The organism is Shewanella sp. UCD-KL12, from assembly GCF_001957125.1.
GTDB lineage: Bacteria > Pseudomonadota > Gammaproteobacteria > Enterobacterales > Shewanellaceae > Shewanella.
Genome location: NZ_MPHJ01000022.1, coordinates 18,854 through 38,015 on the forward strand (window position 1 = coordinate 18,854; position 19,162 = coordinate 38,015).

Sequence of the window (19,162 nt, forward strand, 5' to 3'; positions counted from 1 at the left end):
CAGTTAACCCATTAACCAATACCTATTTAAAGCGATTTAGGTCACTGCATGTCGTTGGTTATACTGCGCTTCTTGCCAACGTCCTGTATCCATAATCTGCTTAATTTCAGCAATGGCATCCCAAAGGTCGACATAACGTAGGTAGAGCGGCGTAATACCAAATCGCAGCGTATCAGGTGCTCTGAAGTCTCCCATGATCCCAGCAGCAATCAGCGCCTGCATAATCGGGTACCCCTCTTTATGGCTCATGGCAACTTGGCTACCTCTAAGTTCACCTTTTGGGCTAATCACTTCAAAACCATACTCGCCACATTGCTCTTCAATTAGGCGGATCATCATGTCGCCCATGGCCAAAGACTTGTTACGGATCTGCTGCATGTCTGCGCGGGCACTGATCTCGATACCAATTTCTGATACAGACATAGTTAAAATCGGCTGAGTACCGCTTAGCATCTGCACTATGTCATCCGCCGGGGTATAGTCACGTTCAAATGCAAATGGCGCCTTATGTCCCCACCAACCAGTAAGAGGTTGTAGAGCCTTACCTTGGTGACGTTTAGCCACAAAGATAAATGCAGGGCTACCTGGGCCGCCATTGTAATATTTGTAGGTACAACCTATGGCAAAGTCAGCATTACAGGCATTAAGTTCAACAGGTAGGGCACCAGCGCTATGACACAGATCCCAGACTGAAATTGCGCCGACCTCATGGGTCAATGCCGTAATAGCCTTCATATCTAGCAAGCGTCCACTCTTATAGTGAACCTGAGTCAGACACACCACAGCAACACGACTGTCGATGGCCTTTACAATATCGTCGCCTTCAGCGAAAACGATTTCATAGTCACTATCAAGCTGCTCTATTAACCCTTGAACCATATAGTTATCTGTAGGGAAGTTACTGCCCTCCATCACTATTTTTTTTCGTTCAGGGCGTAACGTCAGTGCAGCAGAAAGCACCTTATAGAGGTTAATGCCAGTCGAGTCAGTCATAACAACTTCACCCGCATCGGCGCCAATTGTTGTCGCGATTTGATCGCCTATATGCGTGGTTAACGTAAACCAGTCATTGATATTCCAGCTCTTGATTAAGTCCACGCCCCATTGGCGACTGACGACATCTTGAGCACGGGCTAAGGCTTTAGTCGGCATCGCACCTAACGAGTTACCAGTCATATACACCACGCCTTCAGGCAAGGTGAACTCATCACGAAAATGAGCTAAAGGGTCTTCTCTATCTAAACGTTCGCAATCTTCACGGGTGAGGTATGTCACAGCTCTCTCCATCCTAGAAGGCCGGTAGTTAACTGACTGTCAGTCCACCAGCACTTTATTAATTTGGTTTTATTGTATTTATTTTCAATATTTTATTTTGCGCTTTGAATAGATACTAATCACAACTGATTTAACTTAAAAATAATATTAAGGTCAACAGGTATAACATTTTTAACATACCTAAAACCAGATGAAAAATGTCAAAGTTTGTTGCCAGTATCAGGCTTTAAGGTGTGTATGTTCGAAGGTTTGTGAGGCTTACGATTTATTGAAAAAAACCTGCTATCAAAAAGTAATAGCAGGTTGTTCAACGCAACTGGGAGGAAGAGTGAAAATGAAAGTTACACAATTTAAAGCCGTAAGATGAAGACTTCATATGCTCCCTAGCGCAACAGAAATGCTTGCCCTAGGGATTGACCCATAATACCTGTTAGCGATTGATAGGCATTAGTAGCGATGAGAGTCGATCACCGCTTTTCAGCGACACTCTTATCGGCAGCTAATGCCTGCTTAGGTTGTAGTGGCCAAGGGGTCGTTGGCGCATTAAAGCTTGGCTCACCTAATACCGGACTGGATAACACATAGATCCCGTGATTAGTGAACAACCAGAATAGATTACGATCATACTCAACATAGACACCATGAGATAAGTTACCACGGGCAAAGTCCGGTACGCGCTCTTCATTAAATGGTGGTACAAAGTAAGCCGTGATCTTAGGGTCTTTAGTGTCGGTTACATCAAACACCTGTAACCCAGCATTGTAGAAGTTAAAAGGTAAGATCCCAGCTTTAGGTGTACCAGGTTGTGTATAGTAGCCAGTACGCTTTGGGCCAAAACTGCCACGGCGCTGACAAAAGTCAGTAAACTTAGCATCTGCAGGTGGTGTTGGCCTTGGTAATACCCCTACAGCAAAAGGTTTTTCAGGATCACTGACATCAATCATATGCACATCTTTATATGGCTCGAAACAGTCTTCATTGAGTGGGTAACCACTGAAATACACGATCCCGGTCTTTTCAACTTGAGATACATCGATAAAGTCGCCCTCGGTACCTGCAACACTTGGGGCAAAATTCATATGACTAACCACTGTCATATTGGCAGGGTCAGATATATCAACAACATAAAATCCTAGCCCCCCCATAGCTGCATAGCCGTACTTACCGCCTTTCTCCACAGGAGTCGGGATAAATAGTGACATACGAGCGCCCATCCAAGAGGTGCGGTTGCCCGCCCTTGGGTTAGCCTTATAAACCGCTTCATGCTCTTTATCGAACGCGATTTGGCCTGGTACAGTCAGCTGATTAAGAAACTTAGGATTAGCTGGATCTGACATATCCCATGATTGATAACCCGCAGAATAGAGATCGTTGCCATACTCTGTCAGTGCATAGCTGGCATCAGGCGCTGCTGCAACAAACATGGTATCGCCACCAAAATACGCAGGAATATCACGTACGCCAGAGCCTTGTTGCTCACCAATTTTTGCATCGGGATGGTTTATATCGGTGGTACGCTCAGCGAGCAGTGTCCAATCTTTTGGTAGTGGACCATTCATCTCATAGACTTTAAAGCCTTTAAGATGATTGGCTTTTCGAATCGCTTCCACTTTTTCGGGTTCAGCCATCTTGTCATGAAGTAAACCAAAACGTCTTATCTCGAACGCTTGCACCATCACATACTTACCCAGCTTTTCATTAAACTGAATGGAAGCGGCACCAAACATATCATCTTCTGGGTAGGGATTATGTTCAACACCCTCGGGACCATTAGGCCCCCAATTCTTTCCGCGGGTAAACAGTAACTCTAACTTTTTCGGATTAGTAATATCGAAAATTTTAAGCTCTCGGCGCACGTACTGATATAGGTATCGACGTCCGTCAAAATCCACCATATTTTGCCAAGTGTGAAAAGGCTCAACTGTAATTGGATAATAAGCCTCTACTTTCATGTTCTTGCTGTATTGCTCTTTATCCCAATAATCAAGCAGACCATCAAACGGTTTACTTTCATAAGTATGAGCCGTCGCTATAGGATGAGTAAAAACCCCGGTTTTAGCATCCATCCCATAGCTCCCTTTAACAGGATCAACAGGCTTTTTATTACCGACCAGCTCACTGACATGCTTAACCCACTTATCAGTTACATTTTCGGCTTGACCACTCGCTGCTTGCGAGCTGAAAGAAAGTATCACTGCAAAACATGCAGCGGACAGAGTTGAAACCTTACATAAGGTAGAAACAGGCAGGTTTTTAATTGTTTTTTTAGCGCCTTTGGTTCTACAAATCACTTCGGTAGAATAAGCCATACTTCCTCTCGAATCAGTTGGTTACGAACAACACTACAGATAAGTGCCGATAACAATATCAGTTCGATTCTAAGAAAGCATTACATAATAAGATAATAATATTACCTGCCACGGTTATAGCTTTTTAGATATATCCATAACCAAGCAACAGTAGATTTTTCAAGTTGCTGATTACTGATTATGGACGCATCAGATATCTAATAGTATCAAACAAATACCAACTAACTACCGACTCTCCTAAGACGGTCACAACCATAGTTGTTTACAATTTGCTTACATCGTCTATTTACAAGTCAACCCATACAGGTATATTAAATATTGGATATTTTATTTTAATTACTTATTTACCATTTGTAGTTTGAGTAATGATTAATAATGTTGTCATCCAGCTCATTAGGCAGGGCCCTTCAAGGTTCGTTTGCTTAACTACCCTAAATTAATAATAAGAGTGACAACACAATGATAAATAAAATAACCCTCTCAATTTTCGCTGCTGCCGTTACAGCAACATCATTGGCACATGCCAAACAACCAGAGTTTTCAGATCATCACTGTAAAGCCGCAGAAACCAACGCTCAGCACTACAAAAACTTTCCATCAGCCTTGATTGAAGCCCAAGCCAGACATAAAAAAATAGCGAACGTTCACTCAGCAAGACAAAGCGCCGCTCAAGCGGCGCAGGGAAATGCTCATTCGCAGGATAGTAGTGACACCTCTTATATTATGGGAATATCAGCAACACCAAGTTATATCGTCCCTGTGGTATTTCATGTATATGGCACAGTGCATAATGGCGATACAGTCAATGATGCAGTCATTATCGATGCGCTCTATAAGACCAATGAGGACTTTCAAGGACAAACTGCCGACTATGCTGATATTGACCCTGAGTTTCAAAGTGTAAAAGACCACCTCAATATTGAGTTTCGCCTCGCTGGTATTGATCCCAACGGCAACCCAACGACTGGAATAATCTATCACCCAGAGTCATCAGGCGCGGGGAACTACTCAAGCTCAGATGTGAAAAATGATCACTGGGATAATTACAAGTATATGAATGTCTACATTCAAAATGACTTGTATGCCGATGGCGTCACGAACAACTCAGGAGTTGCTTGGTACCCTGATAGCGGAATGTCTGATGATGGTTTAGCACGTGTGGCATATAACGGCGCGTATTTAGGCACCAATACCGATGAGAATTTTCGCTCAGTACTCACCCATGAGTTTGGTCACTTTATGGATTTGATTCATACCTTCGAAGGCGGGTGCAAACGAGGTGCGGCTAAGCGCTGTTCACGCACAGGCGATGAAGCCTGCGATACACCACAGCAAAATAGTTGGCAGATGAACCCAGGTGATGGCGGCATTCTTAACTGCATGGGGCAGACTATCAATTGGCAAAACTTTATGGCTTATTCTGATCAATATGCCAACTTTACCCAAGATCAGGTCGATCGCATGATTAATGGTTTAAACAGCTCTTCACGCGCAAGCCTTTGGTCTGCATCGAACCTATCAGCAACAGGCGTTGCCAACTAATTAGCAAGCCTATGACACGCTCACTGGCCACCGATATGGCTAGTGAGCAAAACAATAAAAATATGATAAAGAACAGACCAACTCAACAATACAGCTCAAATACCCCTTCATAACTATCGCAGCGAAATACCCGCCAAATAGATTAAACGTTAAAACTCTGGCCATTCGGTCATAGCAAGATTAAAGCGTAAGCATATCCACTCTCAAATAAGTGCGAACATCTTTCTGCCTATGCTAACTTATACCAATTGATATTAGCGCTAGCTCCCCTCACACAAGGATCTGTTATGCCCGAGGAAAGAAAGAAAATCTTAGTCTTATTCGCCCATCCTTCCCAAGAGCGCTCGGAGGTTAATAGGCTACTATTTAAAGCGAGCCAAGAGCATGTTGACGTAACAGCAGTGGACCTTTACCGAGAGTACCCTACTTTTCACATTAATATTGACAAAGAGCAGCAACGTTTAATCGACCATGATGTGATCGTTTTTCTTTTTCCACTGCACTGGTATTCGACACCCGCCATCTTAAAGCAGTGGCAAGACTTAGTCTTAGAGTATGGTTTTGCCTATGGTGAAGGCGGCACAGCATTAAAAGACAAAGTATTCTTTTGCGCCACCACTGCAGGCGGCAGCGAACATGCCTACCAGCACGAAGGCTACAATCACTTCTCTATCCGTGAATTACTGCACCCGATAGAACAAACGGCCAATTTAACAGGCATGAAATACCTTGCCCCCTTAGTGCTATTTAGCAGTCGAAATGCCAAAGAAGAGGGACGGATCCCAGCCCATGTTCAAACATATAGCCAGCTTTTATCTGCATTAGCGAGTGATACTCTAGACTTAGAAAATGCGGCTTCACGGCCTTTACTTATGCGACCTACAGAGCAAGAAGCCGAATCACATTAGGAGAAGGTATTTATTATGACCGCTTATTTTATTCAAGCCTTTATTTACCTTTGCGCTGCAGTGATAGCCGTACCTCTAGCTAAACGCTTAGGGCTCGGCTCTGTCTTGGGCTACCTGATTGCGGGGGTCGTGATAGGCCCCGTTGTGGGCTTAGTAGGAAGTGAAACCAATACATTGCAACACTTTGCTGAGTTTGGTGTGGTAATGATGCTCTTTTTAGTTGGTTTAGAGCTCGAACCCCGCATGCTTTGGGGGATGCGTAATAAGCTATTAGGTTTAGGTGGGTTACAGGTAGGCCTCACTACTGCTGTCATTACGGCTGCAGGGCTCTGGTTTGGCCTCGTTTGGAGTGTAGCCTTGACGGTCGGTCTTATTTTCGCTCTGTCATCCACTGCTATCGTGTTACAAACATTCAACGAAAAAAGCCTCACTAAAACCGAAGGTGGGAAAAACGCTTTTTCAGTGCTGCTATTTCAAGATATTGCCGTGATCCCTATGCTGGCACTTATTCCGCTACTGGCTCTGCCTGAATTAGTTGAAAAGGCTCAAAGCCTTGTTGGCCAAGCAGCAGAACATCATGAGGAGCTGTCGCTCGTTGCAGGACTTCCTGGCTGGGCATATGGCATCACAGTGTTGCTCGCCATCGCCATTGTTGTCATCGGTGGTCACTACCTAAGTCGCCCCTTATTCCGTTATGTGGCCAGCTCGGGACTACGTGAAATATTTACCGCCACGGCGCTGATGCTCGTTATCGGTATTGCAGCCTTGATGAGTTTGGTTGGCCTATCACCTGCCCTTGGCACATTTTTAGCCGGCGTAGTGCTGGCTAACAGTGAGTTTCGCCATGAGCTTGAATCCAATATTGAACCCTTTAAGGGACTTTTACTGGGGCTGTTTTTCATCACAGTAGGGGCGGGTATAGATTTTGATGTACTTGCGAGCAATATAGGACCGGTTCTAGGTATCACTGCTGCAGTCATGCTAGTCAAAGCCTTAGTCCTGTTTCTGTTGGCTTTTATTTTTAGAATAAAAAGTAGTGACCGCTGGTTATTCGCGCTGAGTTTAGCCCAAGCGGGAGAATTTGGCTTCGTACTGCTTAGCTACACAGTGCAAAACCATGTTATACCAACCGAACTGGCTCAGATGCTCTCCTTAGTGGTTGCCCTGTCTATGTTCCTAACGCCGGGTCTGTTTATCTTTTTCGACAAGGTGATCTTACCTAGATACACCATCAGTGAAAACGATCGTGAAGCCGATGAAATCACAGAAAAAGGCACTGTTATCATCGCTGGTGTAGGCCGTTTCGGTCAGATGGTAAACCGTTTTTTACGCGCCAATAAGATTGAAACAGTGGTATTGGATCAGTCCGTATCTCAAGTTGAGAACCTAAGAAAAATTAATGTGAAGAGTTTTTATGGGGATGCCACGCAACCAGACTTACTTCATACCGCGGGCATTGAAGATGCCGCGATGTTAGTCATTGCTATCGACAATAATGAACGTGCTGTCGAACTGACGCAATATATCAAGCATACCTACCCTAAGGTGAAAATCTTTGCCCGTGCCTTCGATAGAGGACATCATTTTGAGCTAAAGCATGCCGGCGCTGACTTTATTGTTAGTGAAACCTATCATTCTGCACTAGAGCTAGGTAAAGAAGCGCTCATAAACCTTGGCGTTCATCCGTTTAAAGCTGAACAGAAAAAAGCGACACTACGTGAGCTAGAGCTTTGCTATAAAGACTCCCTCTATGAGATGTGGAAGAAAAATAGTGAAGACAGTAAATACAGCACTCACTTCAGAGAGCTATTTATCGAGCTAGAAACCGCTATAGCTAAAGCGATGAAAAGTGAAAGTTTTGATGAACAAGCTAAAGTTGAACGCGGCTGGACACCACCGCCAAAAGGCTATGAAAAACAGATGAATGAGCTTAGTGATGAACGATAAATTGGCGCTAGCTATTGAATAGTCATATTCAAAACACAAAAAAGCCACCTTGCGGTGGCTTTTTTATTTAAACAGTTTTTACTTATCAGCCTAAACTAACTTCATATCCTGAATGATTTCATGGGCAATTTCTGGTGTAGTACTGACAGGCTTTTCATGCTTATCAGCCTTTAGCTGACCTTTACGGTGCTTAAGCGCTGCATCGAGCTTCTTCTTTGCAGCCGCAATAGCCGGATACATTACATCGTTTTTCCCCGATGCAGAAATTCGACTACCTTCATAATTAGTGCGTAACTCAACCTGAAACTCTCCATGCTCTTTTGAGATGGTTACATCTAACGAGATGAGTGTCGGGAAGTGGGTTGCGATCTTGGAAAACTTTTCGTCCAAATGTTCTTTGATTGAATCTGTAACATCTACGTGGTGACCAGAAAGATTTATTTTCATAGGTTTTCCTTTTAAGAATTACTTCAATAATAGAACTGGGGATTGATGGTTTAAAACACAAGGGCTAATTTGAAAAAATTATTGATATTTTCTCTGCCACGCGTTTCTACTCTGTATTTTCCCACTCAATCTGCCGTTCTCAGCTCTGTATCTATTCTAACGTTTACTGTACTAGTACCGACTATAGACAATAAAAATGCTGACAAATTCAATGTCGTGCGGACTTTTTCATTTCATTCTTGACTCAACTGGCACACGCCACGAGTTCTTATGTTTCCCCTAATCTGCTTACATTCATATTTACTCCTCATATTTCCTAAAAGCAAGCACCGTCAATATTCAATGTCTAAAATTAAGACAAAACTAAGGTAAACGTCATAAAAATAGGCAAAGCGTCGAATTATTCCACAGATAAATGAGTGAATATTACAGGGCTGTTAAGCCTAAGCATAAACCATCACACTTGTCTCTGGAGTAAAAATTGGCCACTAGTTAACAAGTCCTGTCGCTCAGACTACTCAATCAGCAGCACACTTAGCCAAGCAGCTCCGCAAATCAATATCTTATAAATGTGAAATAGCTCTCTAAATGAAGATTTACACGTAAATACGAATGAAAATAGTTATCATGGGCAACTTGTTGGAGTAACATTATTCATATCATTTTGATGTTCCGTTTTGATAAATGGATAGAAAGATAAATTGGGATTAGTGAATAGTGACGATAGAGCAAGTGAGATCTTGGGTTGGTAAAGCGGTCACAAGCAAACGTGATAGTTATAATGTCACTGTCATATCACGAAGTACGGCAGCTATTTTTGGCGGTTACATACTCGCTGCAACGCTATGCAGCTTTATCGCAGCGGCCCTGCCCTTACCTTTGGTTGACGCAACATTAATAGCAACCATGCTTTCGTTCGGTTTTTACGCCGCAGCAGCAATAAGAGCATTTAGCGTCGCCAGCTCCCTCCAAGCTTGGTTAGAGTTATTGGGGTTAAGCTTAGTCATATCTCTTTTAACTCAGTTATTTTAGTTAACTCGATAGCCAAATTATTCTTACTTCGCATTTTTAAAAGCAAGCCAAGCTATTGCTTGATCTCGATATAATAACCAACTCTCCTTAGGCAAAATAATGAAAGATACCTTTTTTCGCACCATGACTTGGCTACATACTTGGGTTGGGCTGCTTGTATGCTGGCTGTTGTTACTGGTTTTTTTTGCTGGCACGTTAAGCTATTACCGCCATGAGATGAATTTATGGGTCAAGCCAGAATTACACTCAGGTACACTCCAAAACTACCAAGCGAGTGAACTTGAAAAGCAGATAAGCACAGGTCAAAACTATTTAAATGCTCACGCACAAGGTGCTAGAGATTGGCGGATCAACTTACCGACTGAGCGTAAACCTTATTTAAGTTTTGGCTGGCAATCACAACCTGCCAAAGGTGAGCGAAGAGGTCAGTTTGTCGAGCATATATCGAAAACCAACAGCAGCGAGATGATTACTGACGTTAGAGAATCAAAAGGGGGACACTTTTTCTATCGTTTGCACTTCAACCTGCACTATTTACCAACGATTGCAGGGCGCTGGGTGATCGGATCTTGTAGCATGTTTATGTTACTAGCCCTCATCAGTGGCATTGTCATTCACAAGCGTATTTTTAAAGATCTATTCAGTTTTAGACGCAATAAAGGCAGCCGCTCTTGGCTAGACGGCCACAATGTCAGCTCCGTCATAGCACTGCCCTACCACTTAATGATCACCTATACCGGGCTGATGACCTTGATGTTCATCTATATGCCATGGGGAGTAGAAACAAATTACGATGGTGATAATAGAGCTTTTCGTTCCGATTTAAATCCTGCCAGGATCCAAACTAAAGCCAGCGGAACAAAGGCGAAGCTTATCGATGCTACAAGTTTACTTCCTAAGGTAAAAAGTTACTGGGGAGAAGCGCCAATTAAACAAGTTGTGATATCCAACCCTTATGATGCTAACAGCCGAATTAGCTTTTATCGTCATAACAAACAAGACCTGACAGACAAACGCACTCAAATGGTGTTCAGTGGTGCTACTGGTGAGTTAGTCGTTATGACGCCATTGGAGAAAACAGCGACTCATGCAACCTATGACACCATGATATCTCTGCACACAGCAAGGTTTGCAGAACCTATTTTGCGCGCACTCTTCTTCTTTTGTGGATTACTCGGCTGCGCAATGATAACCACTGGCGCATTGCTCTGGGCAATTAAAATCCGCCAAAGCCAACAAAAACAGTTAGCGAAAGGACTGAAAGAGAGCCTAGGCCTTAGGCTTGTAGAGGGACTCAATCTAACATTTATTGCAGGTTTACCTTTAGCTACCGCGATATTCTTCTACGCCAATAGACTTATTCCTGCAGGGGCAAACAATAGAAGTGATTGGGAGGTACATAGCTTTTTCATCACACTTGTAGTGGTTGCCGCTATCGCTTGGAAAAACCGCTCTTTAGCAAGCTGGAGAGTCGTACTTGGGCTTGGTGCAATAAGCTTCTTAGGCCTGCCCATACTTAATGCGCTCACATCCGGTGTTAGCCTGTTCGACAATATCATAGATCAACAGTGGGGCTTAGTTGGCTTCGATAGTCTATGTATTGTCACAGGAGTAACACTGCTATTTGCGATTAGCAGAACAGTGCTCTTTGAAAGAAAAAAACAGCGCCCTAGCACTGCGCGAAAAAATGCAAAACCGACTAGAGACAAGCAAGTTGTGGCTTTAAATGCCACCAAAGGAGCTTAATGTGATCACAAGCCCAATGATACTTAGCATATTGCTGATGAGTTATATCGCGTTTGGTTGTCTAGCATTAGCGATGTTTTCACACTATAGAGACACATTTTCCACCTCGCCTACAACATTGCAAAGTCGTCTGTTTTATTGGGTAGGTTGGCTACTGTTGGGGTCAACACTTTTGCTCTCTATTAATAATATAGGTGTCGCATATGGCAGTGTTGTTTTTGTCGGAGCGATGGCGCCCGCAGGTCTACTGATCATTTTAACCTTAAGCTATAAGGCAAAAAGCTTACCTGTGTATATGCTTTTAAGTTTTATAAGCATGCTGGCTTTCTTAGGCATATCTTTTTTCTAATCGCTATTCTCTAAATGAGACTATTTATCTGCGAATATTAGCTTTAGCTACCAAATAAAACGTCGAGTTTTGATCAAGTTCAGCCTTTATTCAGTTTATAACTTGTACAATAGCGACAAGTTCAGACAGATTAGAGGCTGATATGCAGATTCACTCAAACACACCGTACACAGCAAATACGACTCCCGTTGCACCATCGAGTGTAAACCAGGCTGTCACGGCTGCAAATCAAGCTCAAGTTGCTACAGGCTCGCCTTTACCTAACATAACCGATACTGTGACACTGTCGGCTCAAGCTCTGGCACTGTCTCAACAGCCTCCCATGACAAGTAAAGATGCAGAAACACTCCCTGTTACTCCCAACTTGCCTAACCAAGGCGAAAAGGTCGATGACTACGTTGAGTTCCGTAAAGCTAAAGCTCAATATCAAGTCTATTCAGATATAGCTGGAATGGCGACAGGTAATAGCAACAACATCTCAGCGCCTACAGCCTATTATTTATCAAATAACGATGAAGCACGCTCCGCAGTCGTAGACAATAAAGCTCAGCAGCAAAATGTTTCTGCTATGCAAGCCTATGCACAAGCTTCACAAGATGCACAAGAGTGGTATGAATAGAGCTAGTCTTGCCACTGTTTAGCTTCCAGTACACTTACAACAAGACGCAGTATCAATATAGAAAGCTCGCCCTTTATCGCTCTATTTAATAAAAGCGAGTGCTAGCTTTCATTGTCCTGAGACATCTTAGCGCCAACTAAACTTGCGACAAGAATAGCCATGTAAAATTGCCCTGCTATCGCTTCCATATATGCCAGCGCTCGAGGCACAGGTAACGCTGGAGAGATCTCCCCGTAACCTACTGTTGTTAGTGTTATAAAACTATAATAGATCACACTCGTAAAGTTATCAGTCCAAGGCTTAACTTCTAGGCCGTTAAATGCAAGTCCAAATAGCTCAATATTAATCAAATACATGATGGCCCAAATCAGCCCCATCAAAAGAAATATACAGATTGAACCTATAATTTGATTACCAGTGATCTTACCGCTAAACAGCACTTGTTTTGCAGCTGTCCACATCGACATCAATAGAAAACCTAAGATAGAAAACAGGGTAATAAGGTCTAGGTTTAAGGTTTCCATCATTGAGCCTAATGCAGATAGAGCAGCTATCGATAACAAAAAACCTAAACCATTTCGATACCAGAGCTTGTCTTTACCAATCCCGATAACAGCCACAGACAGACAGATCACGGTGGTTGCGACGATCATTATCTGACCACCGTGAAAGAGTTGCTCGGCGATTGCCGAGCCTAGAAGTAAAAAAACAAGTGATAACAGAAGATAAGAGAAATTATCTTCTTGGGAAAGCTTCCTGCTCATACCGCTACTTAGCCTCGCTTTGAATCTCTTCCTCATCCACTGAGTCAGGCTCACTATCAATCCAGGCAATAAATAGCTTATAACCAAGCGCCAGTACAACAGCGCCAACAAATAGGCCCACAATGCCCGATAGCATCATACCGCCAATAGCACCGATGAGAATAACTAGCATAGGAATATCAACACCACGGCCCATCAGCATAGGTTTTAAGATTGCGTCACTAGCACTCACCAGTATGCCCCACACCATAAACATGATTGCCACAGAGGAGGACTCAACAGAGAAAACATAGGCCATAATCGGTGCTAATATAAGAATTGGTGGCAGCTGAACTATCGCTAATAACAGCACGATTAACATCCAAATCCCAGTTGCAGGAACCCCAACTAACCCCATGCCTATTCCTGACAAAATAGACTGTATTAGTGCAACACCTATAACCCCTTGAACAACACTGCGTACCGTAGCAACAGATAGTACTGAGAACTCCTCACCATGAGAGCCCGCTAGCCTTATTGCGATTTTATGGAAAACTTCGCTTGCCCCTTTGCCATTGGTAATAAACACCCCAGCAATAATAATTGAGATAACAAATTGAAGCACGGTCATCCCAAAGCCACCAAGCGCAGAGGCTCCTTTAGAAACAACAGATTTTATCTCTTCAGCATGTGCTTTAACGACGCTATCTAAATTCGTCGAGGACTTGTCCCAAAATTGGTATAGCTTGTCACCAATCAATGGCAGATCGGCAACCGATTCCTTTGGCGACGGGATGACAAATGTCCCCTCCTGCACCTCCCCGATAAAATCTTGAGTCCCTGTAACAAGGGCACCAGAAAATAAAAAAGTTGGCACTAACAATAGCGCAAGAGATAGCACAGTCACCAAGGCACTGGATTTACCTAAGCTTAAACCACTTTTACTTGCTAATTTTAATACTAATGGAGAAAGCGCAATCGCAATGATCCCCCCCCATACAATTGGCATGATAAAAGGTTTAACTATCTCAAAGCACCAGATCACCACCAAAAAAATCACCGCTATCTTAATAGCTGCATCGACCGCCTGCTTAGTAAAAACTTGTGATGTGTCACTCTGCTGTCCACTCATTTTAGCTCCATTAATATACATGCTTACTTGTTAACAATTGGTCAACCACTTAAATTAAAACTATAGGAAAGGCAATATAAAGGCAATATAAAATCAATAACCTACAACCATTAAACAGATAAAGCCAACCCTAACCAAAAACAACAAACAGTTCACAGTAATCGAATAATTACTCTATTAAAGCGTTAATGACCTCTAATATAATTCCAGGCTATAGCTTAGCTAAGGCAAAAAAAAGAGCGCTAAAAAGCGCCCTAATTTATTCGAGATGGGGTTAACCCTCTTTCTCGATAAAGTCATCAGTGAAGTCTGTCTTCCAGTACTTATAGCCCTGTACGGTAGCTTGAGCAGCCGCTCCCATTAAGTTCACTTGGTAGGTTTTTACACCGGAAACATCAACTGACTGGTTAGCAGATGCTTGATCGCCACTGCCTTCATACTCAGCACTTGCTTCTGCTTGTGCTTGACCTTCATAGCCTGACTCTTTAAAGCGATTCAGGGCTTCTCTATTCATAAAAGCTTGAACAAAAGCGACCTGCTTCCACCCTATACCTGCACCGACACCACCTGTAGCGAAGCGATAATAGGAGATGGCTCCCTTTTCATTAAGCACGCACACTCCACCACCTGTCGAAAGTGCAAACAAATAACTGTTACTACCAGTGCAAGTCACATAAGCCACTGAACTTGCCACAGCAGACTTAGCACCTTTGTGCTCACTATAGATCTCCTGTAATGCATTATCTATCTCTTGGCGCGCATTGGCTTTTTTCGCCTCTGGCGTACTTCCCGTTGCACAACCGGTTAATACAAGCGGAATAGTGATAACAGCAGCTTTAACTAAACTTGAAAGATTAAATTTCATAATACACCTTATAACTGAGTAAAAATAACGTGCAAAATAAACTGCATACTGCACAAAATTGTTGATGTTCAACGTTAACGCACACCAAATTGATTACGTAAGCTATCAGCTACAATCTCATCTTGGACTATAACCTCTACCTCGTTGTGACAATCATAATTGCAAACTAGATCTTGCTGAGTATCCTGACTTTCAATATCAAAGCTAGGATAAGCAATTGCTTTTGAGATAATCACGGTAAGCAATACTGCAAAAGTAAGCTTAATGGCGACACTCCATTTCATATGTCACCTTAATACTAGCTAAAAATAAGTATCTGACGAGCACCTTGAACGCTATGTTGTAAATACTAACTTATATAAAACAATATTAGTTACCATCTCACGCCACAGGTATTTGTCATGCTAATTTTGAAAACCGATATTAAAGAGTAAGTGCGCGATATTCTTTCATTATCTTTCTCACACTCTTCCACCAGCCAATAATTACAGCACTTTGTGAGGTCAAAAAAATCAACTCCCCCCAAATCAGCCCAGTGATGATGGCGGTTAATGTGCCTGAAACAATCCATAGGGTTGAGAAGATAAGTACAATGACTGCTTGTCCCATAATGCCTCCCACTAAGAAATTATCTGTAGTATAGAGTGCTTATAATTTTGATAGTTACCATTTGATGACAGCTGGGAGAGTCCATTTCATCATGATAGGCAGCAGAAAGCCTAAGCTCACTTACATTTATCGAAAATACTATTACATCAACTTGGCGTCAAATGGTAACTCAAGTATTCCAATGATCAATATTCTACTTACTCAACAGGATCTAACTTTGTAAGAGAGGATTATGACAACTCAATCATTAACTAATGATGCCAGAGAAAGAAGCAGTATCTTTCAAAAGCATAAATTTAAGCTCTATATACTCCTCGGTTTAGTTGCGATAGTCGCCGGCTCATTTGCTCTGTCATCAGGTTTTACTATTCACCATAAAAATATACCTGATGACTACTGGACAACGACTTCTGTACTTAAACATAAGCTACTCGATACAGAGGTCTTTATCGGCGCATTAACCATGATGCTTATCGTCACCATCTGTCTAGCGCTATGGGGCTACTGGAAACTGCACTGTTTACCTAAAAAGTACGCCGCGCATACAGGTCAGACTAAGCTGATCTTCTGGCTCTGTACTTTAGGTTTTTTCTATAACTGGTTATGGATAGCAGCAGCTCTGATCGTGGTCACTGATTGGGAAAAGATATATAACGCATTCAATAGGAGTACTAAAAAGTGAAAGAGCTACTTTATCCTTATATTTTTATCTGTTGGATACTCATTAAAACTGGAGTCGTAAAAAAGACTACATCGAATTATGCCACCATGACCATTCTTGGAGTCTTAATCAATGTTGCCGTTTTTTTTGCTCACCGCTTTTATTCGCCTATTGATCTCACCGACTCCTCAGTTGTTCGCGCACAGACAGCAGTTCTTAGTCCCATCACTGAGTCGATTGACAAATATTACATTGGCCATAATGAGCGAGTAACAAAAGGCCAGTTGCTCTATACCTTGAAAAGCCAAGAGGAGCAAAACAATGTTAATCAGCTCAAAGCCGATACGGGCGTTATTACCACTCAAATTACTCAAACAGAAACTGATCTTAATCGTCTTACACAGCTTGAAGGGACAGTCGCACAGCGTGATATTGAGACTATTGAACTTAAACTGGTTGAACTTAACTTTCAAAAAGAATCACTCGACGCGCAACTTAGTCAGGCAGAGTTTGAACTCAGTCAACTTGAGATCCGAGCTCCCTTTACAGGAGCCGTTACCCGACTAGATACAGCAGAGGGTTCACGGGTAGGTAACATTCAGTTATGGAATACTGAGACAAAAATATTAGAGATGCGGATCCCAGATCAACTATGGGCTCGAGTTAAACCTGGTCAGTTCGCCGAGTTTTATGTCGATGCATACCCAGGACACATTTTCAGAGGCCGGGTACATTCACTCGCCTTAGCCACAGGTGAGGCGAGAGGGAATCATGGTAGTCAAGAGCAGGGAGTTGCTCAGCAACTTGTAAACAATGGAAAAAATATTGGCCGTACTGTATTGATTGAATTTAACGATCCAGAGAGCATAGAGATCCCAGTTGGTGCAAGGGGCTCGGCCTGGATATCTACTGAGAAGCCATTCACGCTGCTTGGTCCAATAGATATGTTAGGAGCTGCAACGCTTAGACTTAAAGCGATGAAGAGTTTTCTAGGTGCATTTTAATGAATAGTTTCAATCTATTGAATCAGCATTTTACGGTAAGCACGTGGTGAGTGGCCAGTCATGCGCTTAAAAGCCCTAGAGAAATGTGCAACATCTGAGTAGCCTAAGGTTGACGAGATTCGAGTGACGGGGATTGTAAAGTCAGCCATAAGCTCCATGGCCTGCGACTGGATAATCTTATCCACGACTTCAGAATAGCTCACATTTTCTGCCGCTAGTCGGCGCTGCAACGTCCGCACACTTATATTTAAAATGATCGCAGCTTGCGCTATAGGTAAACGCCCCATTGAGATATAGGGAGTAATCGCATCACGAAAAGAGTGTAAAAAGAGTGAAGGGGCTAACGCTGGATCTTGGTGTTTCTTTTGGACCCAGCCTACTTTCAATTTCACCTCCTGCTGGAGTTCGAGATCAGTTAAGCTGATAGCACAAACAGCTCGCTCAGTAAAAAATTGAGTATGCTTGAGTAAAAGCGCATCTTTAATTGATTGAGAACTGCTATACCGCATTACTATATCTCTTGGTCCCCAATCACTGTGAGTAAGACCGCGAATGAGTTCAACCATAAAGATCAGTGCAAACTGCTCTGCAAGGTGATGACTATGTTCTATCTTCTGCCTTCGATCGCGTATAAACCAATTACGGCCAACTAAATGCCTGAGCTGAACATTCGTATGAGTGGTTTCCGTATTCATAAACTCAATAAACGTATTGAGCGCTTCTCTTAATGTCGAACCTGACTCTATCCGGCTAATGTACCTTGGAATAAAAACGTTTCGACAGGCATACCAAATTAACTCACCGTATTTTTTTTGCCCCGCTTTATCGTAAATAAGCTCAAGCAAATTGATCACAGCATTTTCAGGTACAAAATCAAATTCGGTATCTAAAATATTCTCAGGTAGCCCAGCCATTGAAATAAGCGGATAGATATCTCTATCCAGTTTTCTTAACTGATTAACTAAGGTAACTGTGTACTCTGCATTAAATAGAGGAACAAGCTGAGCAGGGTTTGCGGCGGGCATTGTGCGCTCCAATAGAGGCTAAAACAATAAAGCTAAACCTGCTTTTTCAGGTTTAGCTTCAAACTGTTATTGATTAAAACTCATAAGATAGCGTTAGCATAGGGCCATGAAAGCCATAGTGAATACTGGTTGTCGTGTGCTGACCTTCTATATCAGCTGTCACTTTATAGTATTTATAGGATAAATCTGCGGCAAACTTACCTTCAAAATTGTATTCAATACCACCACTTAAATCGATAAGCTCACCCTTAATATCATCAATTTTTATATAAAAATATTGGGCATGACCAGTCACACTCCAGCTATCAGCAAATTGATAATGAGCCAGTAAGCCAAGGTCGGGAAGCGGCGCTGTCATATCAGTAAACACGACACTATCCGGGTCAACATCTACAATGCCACAATTATCATCAACACAAGCCCCTATTTCACCCTCAAAGCCCAGCTCTAACCACATTACGTGGAGGCCCGCTGTAAAAATCAGATCCCATTGATCATCTTTATAAAAGTCATACCCATAACCAATACGCGCAATGTCGACATTGAATGTGGTAGTGATCTCAGCGCCGAGTTGAATCGAATAGGTTTCATCAATATCTGGATTGGGGTGGTCAAACTCATAGGGTACAGTGATATTTTTATTGGTTGCATCACGGTGTAAACGCTTCCAATCAAAGTAAATTCCGTGCTGGTCGTTAAACCAATATGCAACTTCAACAAAAGGGAGAAACTCACTCTCAACTAGCTCTAAATCAGTTTCAAAATCAAGCTGAAACTCTTTATCTGTTAGTGGGCTGGTGACATCCATGCCAGAGTCTGAATTAGAGTAAAACCCGCCTACTGCAATCTTAAAGCGGCTTTCATCAGCACTGCTAATTGGTGATAAAGTTAACCCAGTCGCAAGCAATAGCGGCATCCATATCTTGTTAAACTTAGCGTTGAGCTGCAT

At 42.6% G+C, this 19,162-nt stretch carries 19 protein-coding genes; 9 read left to right on the top strand and 10 right to left on the bottom strand.

The features are described from left to right. Positions 1-36: 36 nt before the first annotated feature. Complete coding sequence (gene kynU / locus BM736_RS22980) at positions 37-1,275, bottom strand: kynureninase (RefSeq protein WP_218638781.1); 1,239 nt, start codon at positions 1,273-1,275, stop codon at positions 37-39. A 467-nt stretch (positions 1,276-1,742) separates the two neighbouring features. After that, positions 1,743-3,584, bottom strand: coding sequence for an LVIVD repeat-containing protein (locus tag BM736_RS22985; RefSeq protein WP_083700494.1), 1,842 nt, complete (start codon positions 3,582-3,584; stop codon positions 1,743-1,745). Positions 3,585-4,043: 459 nt separating this feature from the next. Between BM736_RS22985 and BM736_RS22990 the strand changes: the two genes are divergently transcribed. From BM736_RS22990 to BM736_RS23000, 3 genes are all read left to right on the top strand, one after another. Continuing rightward, positions 4,044-5,126 carry a M43 family zinc metalloprotease gene (locus tag BM736_RS22990; RefSeq protein ID WP_076416616.1) on the top strand — a complete coding sequence of 361 codons (1,083 nt, stop codon included), beginning with the start codon at positions 4,044-4,046 and terminating at the stop codon, positions 5,124-5,126. Between the two features lie 287 nt (positions 5,127-5,413). Beyond that, positions 5,414-6,034 carry an NAD(P)H-dependent oxidoreductase gene (locus BM736_RS22995; RefSeq protein ID WP_076416617.1) on the top strand — a complete coding sequence of 207 codons (621 nt, stop codon included), beginning with the start codon at positions 5,414-5,416 and terminating at the stop codon, positions 6,032-6,034. A 15-nt stretch (positions 6,035-6,049) separates the two neighbouring features. Next, positions 6,050-7,981 (top strand): monovalent cation:proton antiporter-2 (CPA2) family protein, encoded by a 1,932-nt coding sequence (locus BM736_RS23000; protein ID WP_076416618.1) that lies wholly within the window; start codon positions 6,050-6,052, stop codon positions 7,979-7,981. Positions 7,982-8,071: 90 nt separating this feature from the next. Here the strand turns inward: BM736_RS23000 and hpf are convergent, their stop codons facing one another. Further along, on the bottom strand, positions 8,072-8,428 hold the full coding sequence (gene hpf / locus BM736_RS23005) for a ribosome hibernation-promoting factor, HPF/YfiA family (protein ID WP_076416619.1): 357 nt from the start codon (positions 8,426-8,428) through the stop codon (positions 8,072-8,074). Between the two features lie 717 nt (positions 8,429-9,145). Between hpf and BM736_RS23010 the strand changes: the two genes are divergently transcribed. From BM736_RS23010 to BM736_RS23025, 4 genes are all read left to right on the top strand, one after another. Continuing rightward, the gene (locus BM736_RS23010; RefSeq protein ID WP_256717996.1) at positions 9,146-9,460 is read left to right on the top strand and encodes a hypothetical protein; all 315 of its coding nucleotides are present in this window, start codon (positions 9,146-9,148) and stop codon (positions 9,458-9,460) included. Between the two features lie 99 nt (positions 9,461-9,559). Continuing rightward, positions 9,560-11,206 (top strand): PepSY domain-containing protein, encoded by a 1,647-nt coding sequence (locus tag BM736_RS23015; protein WP_076416620.1) that lies wholly within the window; start codon positions 9,560-9,562, stop codon positions 11,204-11,206. 1 nt (position 11,207) lies between these two features. Continuing rightward, positions 11,208-11,555: a DUF3325 domain-containing protein gene (locus tag BM736_RS23020; RefSeq protein WP_256717997.1), complete on the top strand. Its 348-nt coding sequence runs from the start codon at positions 11,208-11,210 to the stop codon at positions 11,553-11,555. Between the two features lie 142 nt (positions 11,556-11,697). Further along, on the top strand, positions 11,698-12,174 hold the full coding sequence (locus BM736_RS23025) for a hypothetical protein (RefSeq protein ID WP_076416621.1): 477 nt from the start codon (positions 11,698-11,700) through the stop codon (positions 12,172-12,174). Positions 12,175-12,275: 101 nt separating this feature from the next. Here the strand turns inward: BM736_RS23025 and BM736_RS23030 are convergent, their stop codons facing one another. The 5 genes from BM736_RS23030 to BM736_RS23050 all read right to left on the bottom strand — a co-directional run bounded on the left by BM736_RS23030 (position 12,276) and on the right by BM736_RS23050 (position 15,523). Further along, positions 12,276-12,938: a potassium channel family protein gene (locus BM736_RS23030; protein WP_076416622.1), complete on the bottom strand. Its 663-nt coding sequence runs from the start codon at positions 12,936-12,938 to the stop codon at positions 12,276-12,278. A gap of 4 nt (positions 12,939-12,942) precedes the next feature. Next, positions 12,943-14,049, bottom strand: coding sequence for an AI-2E family transporter (locus BM736_RS23035; RefSeq protein ID WP_076416623.1), 1,107 nt, complete (start codon positions 14,047-14,049; stop codon positions 12,943-12,945). Between the two features lie 274 nt (positions 14,050-14,323). Next, complete coding sequence (locus BM736_RS23040) at positions 14,324-14,914, bottom strand: hypothetical protein (protein ID WP_076416624.1); 591 nt, start codon at positions 14,912-14,914, stop codon at positions 14,324-14,326. 74 nt (positions 14,915-14,988) lie between these two features. Beyond that, a complete protein-coding gene (locus BM736_RS23045; RefSeq protein WP_076416625.1) occupies positions 14,989-15,198 on the bottom strand; it encodes a hypothetical protein in 210 nt (69 codons plus the stop codon). A gap of 139 nt (positions 15,199-15,337) precedes the next feature. Further along, complete coding sequence (locus tag BM736_RS23050) at positions 15,338-15,523, bottom strand: hypothetical protein (protein ID WP_076416626.1); 186 nt, start codon at positions 15,521-15,523, stop codon at positions 15,338-15,340. A 232-nt stretch (positions 15,524-15,755) separates the two neighbouring features. Here BM736_RS23050 and BM736_RS23055 point away from each other — a divergent pair, with 232 nt between their 5' ends. Next, positions 15,756-16,205: a hypothetical protein gene (locus BM736_RS23055; RefSeq protein WP_083700497.1), complete on the top strand. Its 450-nt coding sequence runs from the start codon at positions 15,756-15,758 to the stop codon at positions 16,203-16,205. Then, complete coding sequence (locus BM736_RS23060) at positions 16,202-17,188, top strand: HlyD family secretion protein (protein WP_076416627.1); 987 nt, start codon at positions 16,202-16,204, stop codon at positions 17,186-17,188. The genes BM736_RS23055 and BM736_RS23060 overlap by 4 nt, the downstream gene beginning before the upstream one ends. 14 nt (positions 17,189-17,202) lie before the next feature. Here the strand turns inward: BM736_RS23060 and BM736_RS23065 are convergent, their stop codons facing one another. Further along, positions 17,203-18,213, bottom strand: coding sequence for an AraC family transcriptional regulator (locus BM736_RS23065; RefSeq protein WP_076416628.1), 1,011 nt, complete (start codon positions 18,211-18,213; stop codon positions 17,203-17,205). Positions 18,214-18,286: 73 nt separating this feature from the next. Then, positions 18,287-19,162 (bottom strand): outer membrane beta-barrel protein, encoded by an 876-nt coding sequence (locus BM736_RS23070; RefSeq protein WP_076416629.1) that lies wholly within the window; start codon positions 19,160-19,162, stop codon positions 18,287-18,289.

Excerpts from the sequence above, each read along its gene's own strand:
- BM736_RS22985 (WP_083700494.1), bottom strand. The coding sequence starts at position 3,584 with ATGGCTTATTCTACCGAAGTGATTTGTAGAACCAAAGGCGCTAAAAAA.
- BM736_RS22990 (WP_076416616.1), top strand. The coding sequence starts at position 4,044 with ATGATAAATAAAATAACCCTCTCAATTTTCGCTGCTGCCGTTACAGCA.
- BM736_RS22995 (WP_076416617.1), top strand. The coding sequence starts at position 5,414 with ATGCCCGAGGAAAGAAAGAAAATCTTAGTCTTATTCGCCCATCCTTCC.
- BM736_RS23000 (WP_076416618.1), top strand. The coding sequence starts at position 6,050 with ATGACCGCTTATTTTATTCAAGCCTTTATTTACCTTTGCGCTGCAGTG.
- hpf (WP_076416619.1), bottom strand. The coding sequence starts at position 8,428 with ATGAAAATAAATCTTTCTGGTCACCACGTAGATGTTACAGATTCAATC.
- BM736_RS23015 (WP_076416620.1), top strand. The coding sequence starts at position 9,560 with ATGAAAGATACCTTTTTTCGCACCATGACTTGGCTACATACTTGGGTT.
- BM736_RS23025 (WP_076416621.1), top strand. The coding sequence starts at position 11,698 with ATGCAGATTCACTCAAACACACCGTACACAGCAAATACGACTCCCGTT.
- BM736_RS23030 (WP_076416622.1), bottom strand. The coding sequence starts at position 12,938 with ATGAGCAGGAAGCTTTCCCAAGAAGATAATTTCTCTTATCTTCTGTTA.
- BM736_RS23035 (WP_076416623.1), bottom strand. The coding sequence starts at position 14,049 with ATGAGTGGACAGCAGAGTGACACATCACAAGTTTTTACTAAGCAGGCG.
- BM736_RS23040 (WP_076416624.1), bottom strand. The coding sequence starts at position 14,914 with ATGAAATTTAATCTTTCAAGTTTAGTTAAAGCTGCTGTTATCACTATT.
- BM736_RS23045 (WP_076416625.1), bottom strand. The coding sequence starts at position 15,198 with ATGAAATGGAGTGTCGCCATTAAGCTTACTTTTGCAGTATTGCTTACC.
- BM736_RS23050 (WP_076416626.1), bottom strand. The coding sequence starts at position 15,523 with ATGGGACAAGCAGTCATTGTACTTATCTTCTCAACCCTATGGATTGTT.
- BM736_RS23055 (WP_083700497.1), top strand. The coding sequence starts at position 15,756 with ATGACAACTCAATCATTAACTAATGATGCCAGAGAAAGAAGCAGTATC.
- BM736_RS23065 (WP_076416628.1), bottom strand. The coding sequence starts at position 18,213 with ATGCCCGCCGCAAACCCTGCTCAGCTTGTTCCTCTATTTAATGCAGAG.
- BM736_RS23070 (WP_076416629.1), bottom strand. The coding sequence starts at position 19,162 with ATGCAGCTCAACGCTAAGTTTAACAAGATATGGATGCCGCTATTGCTT.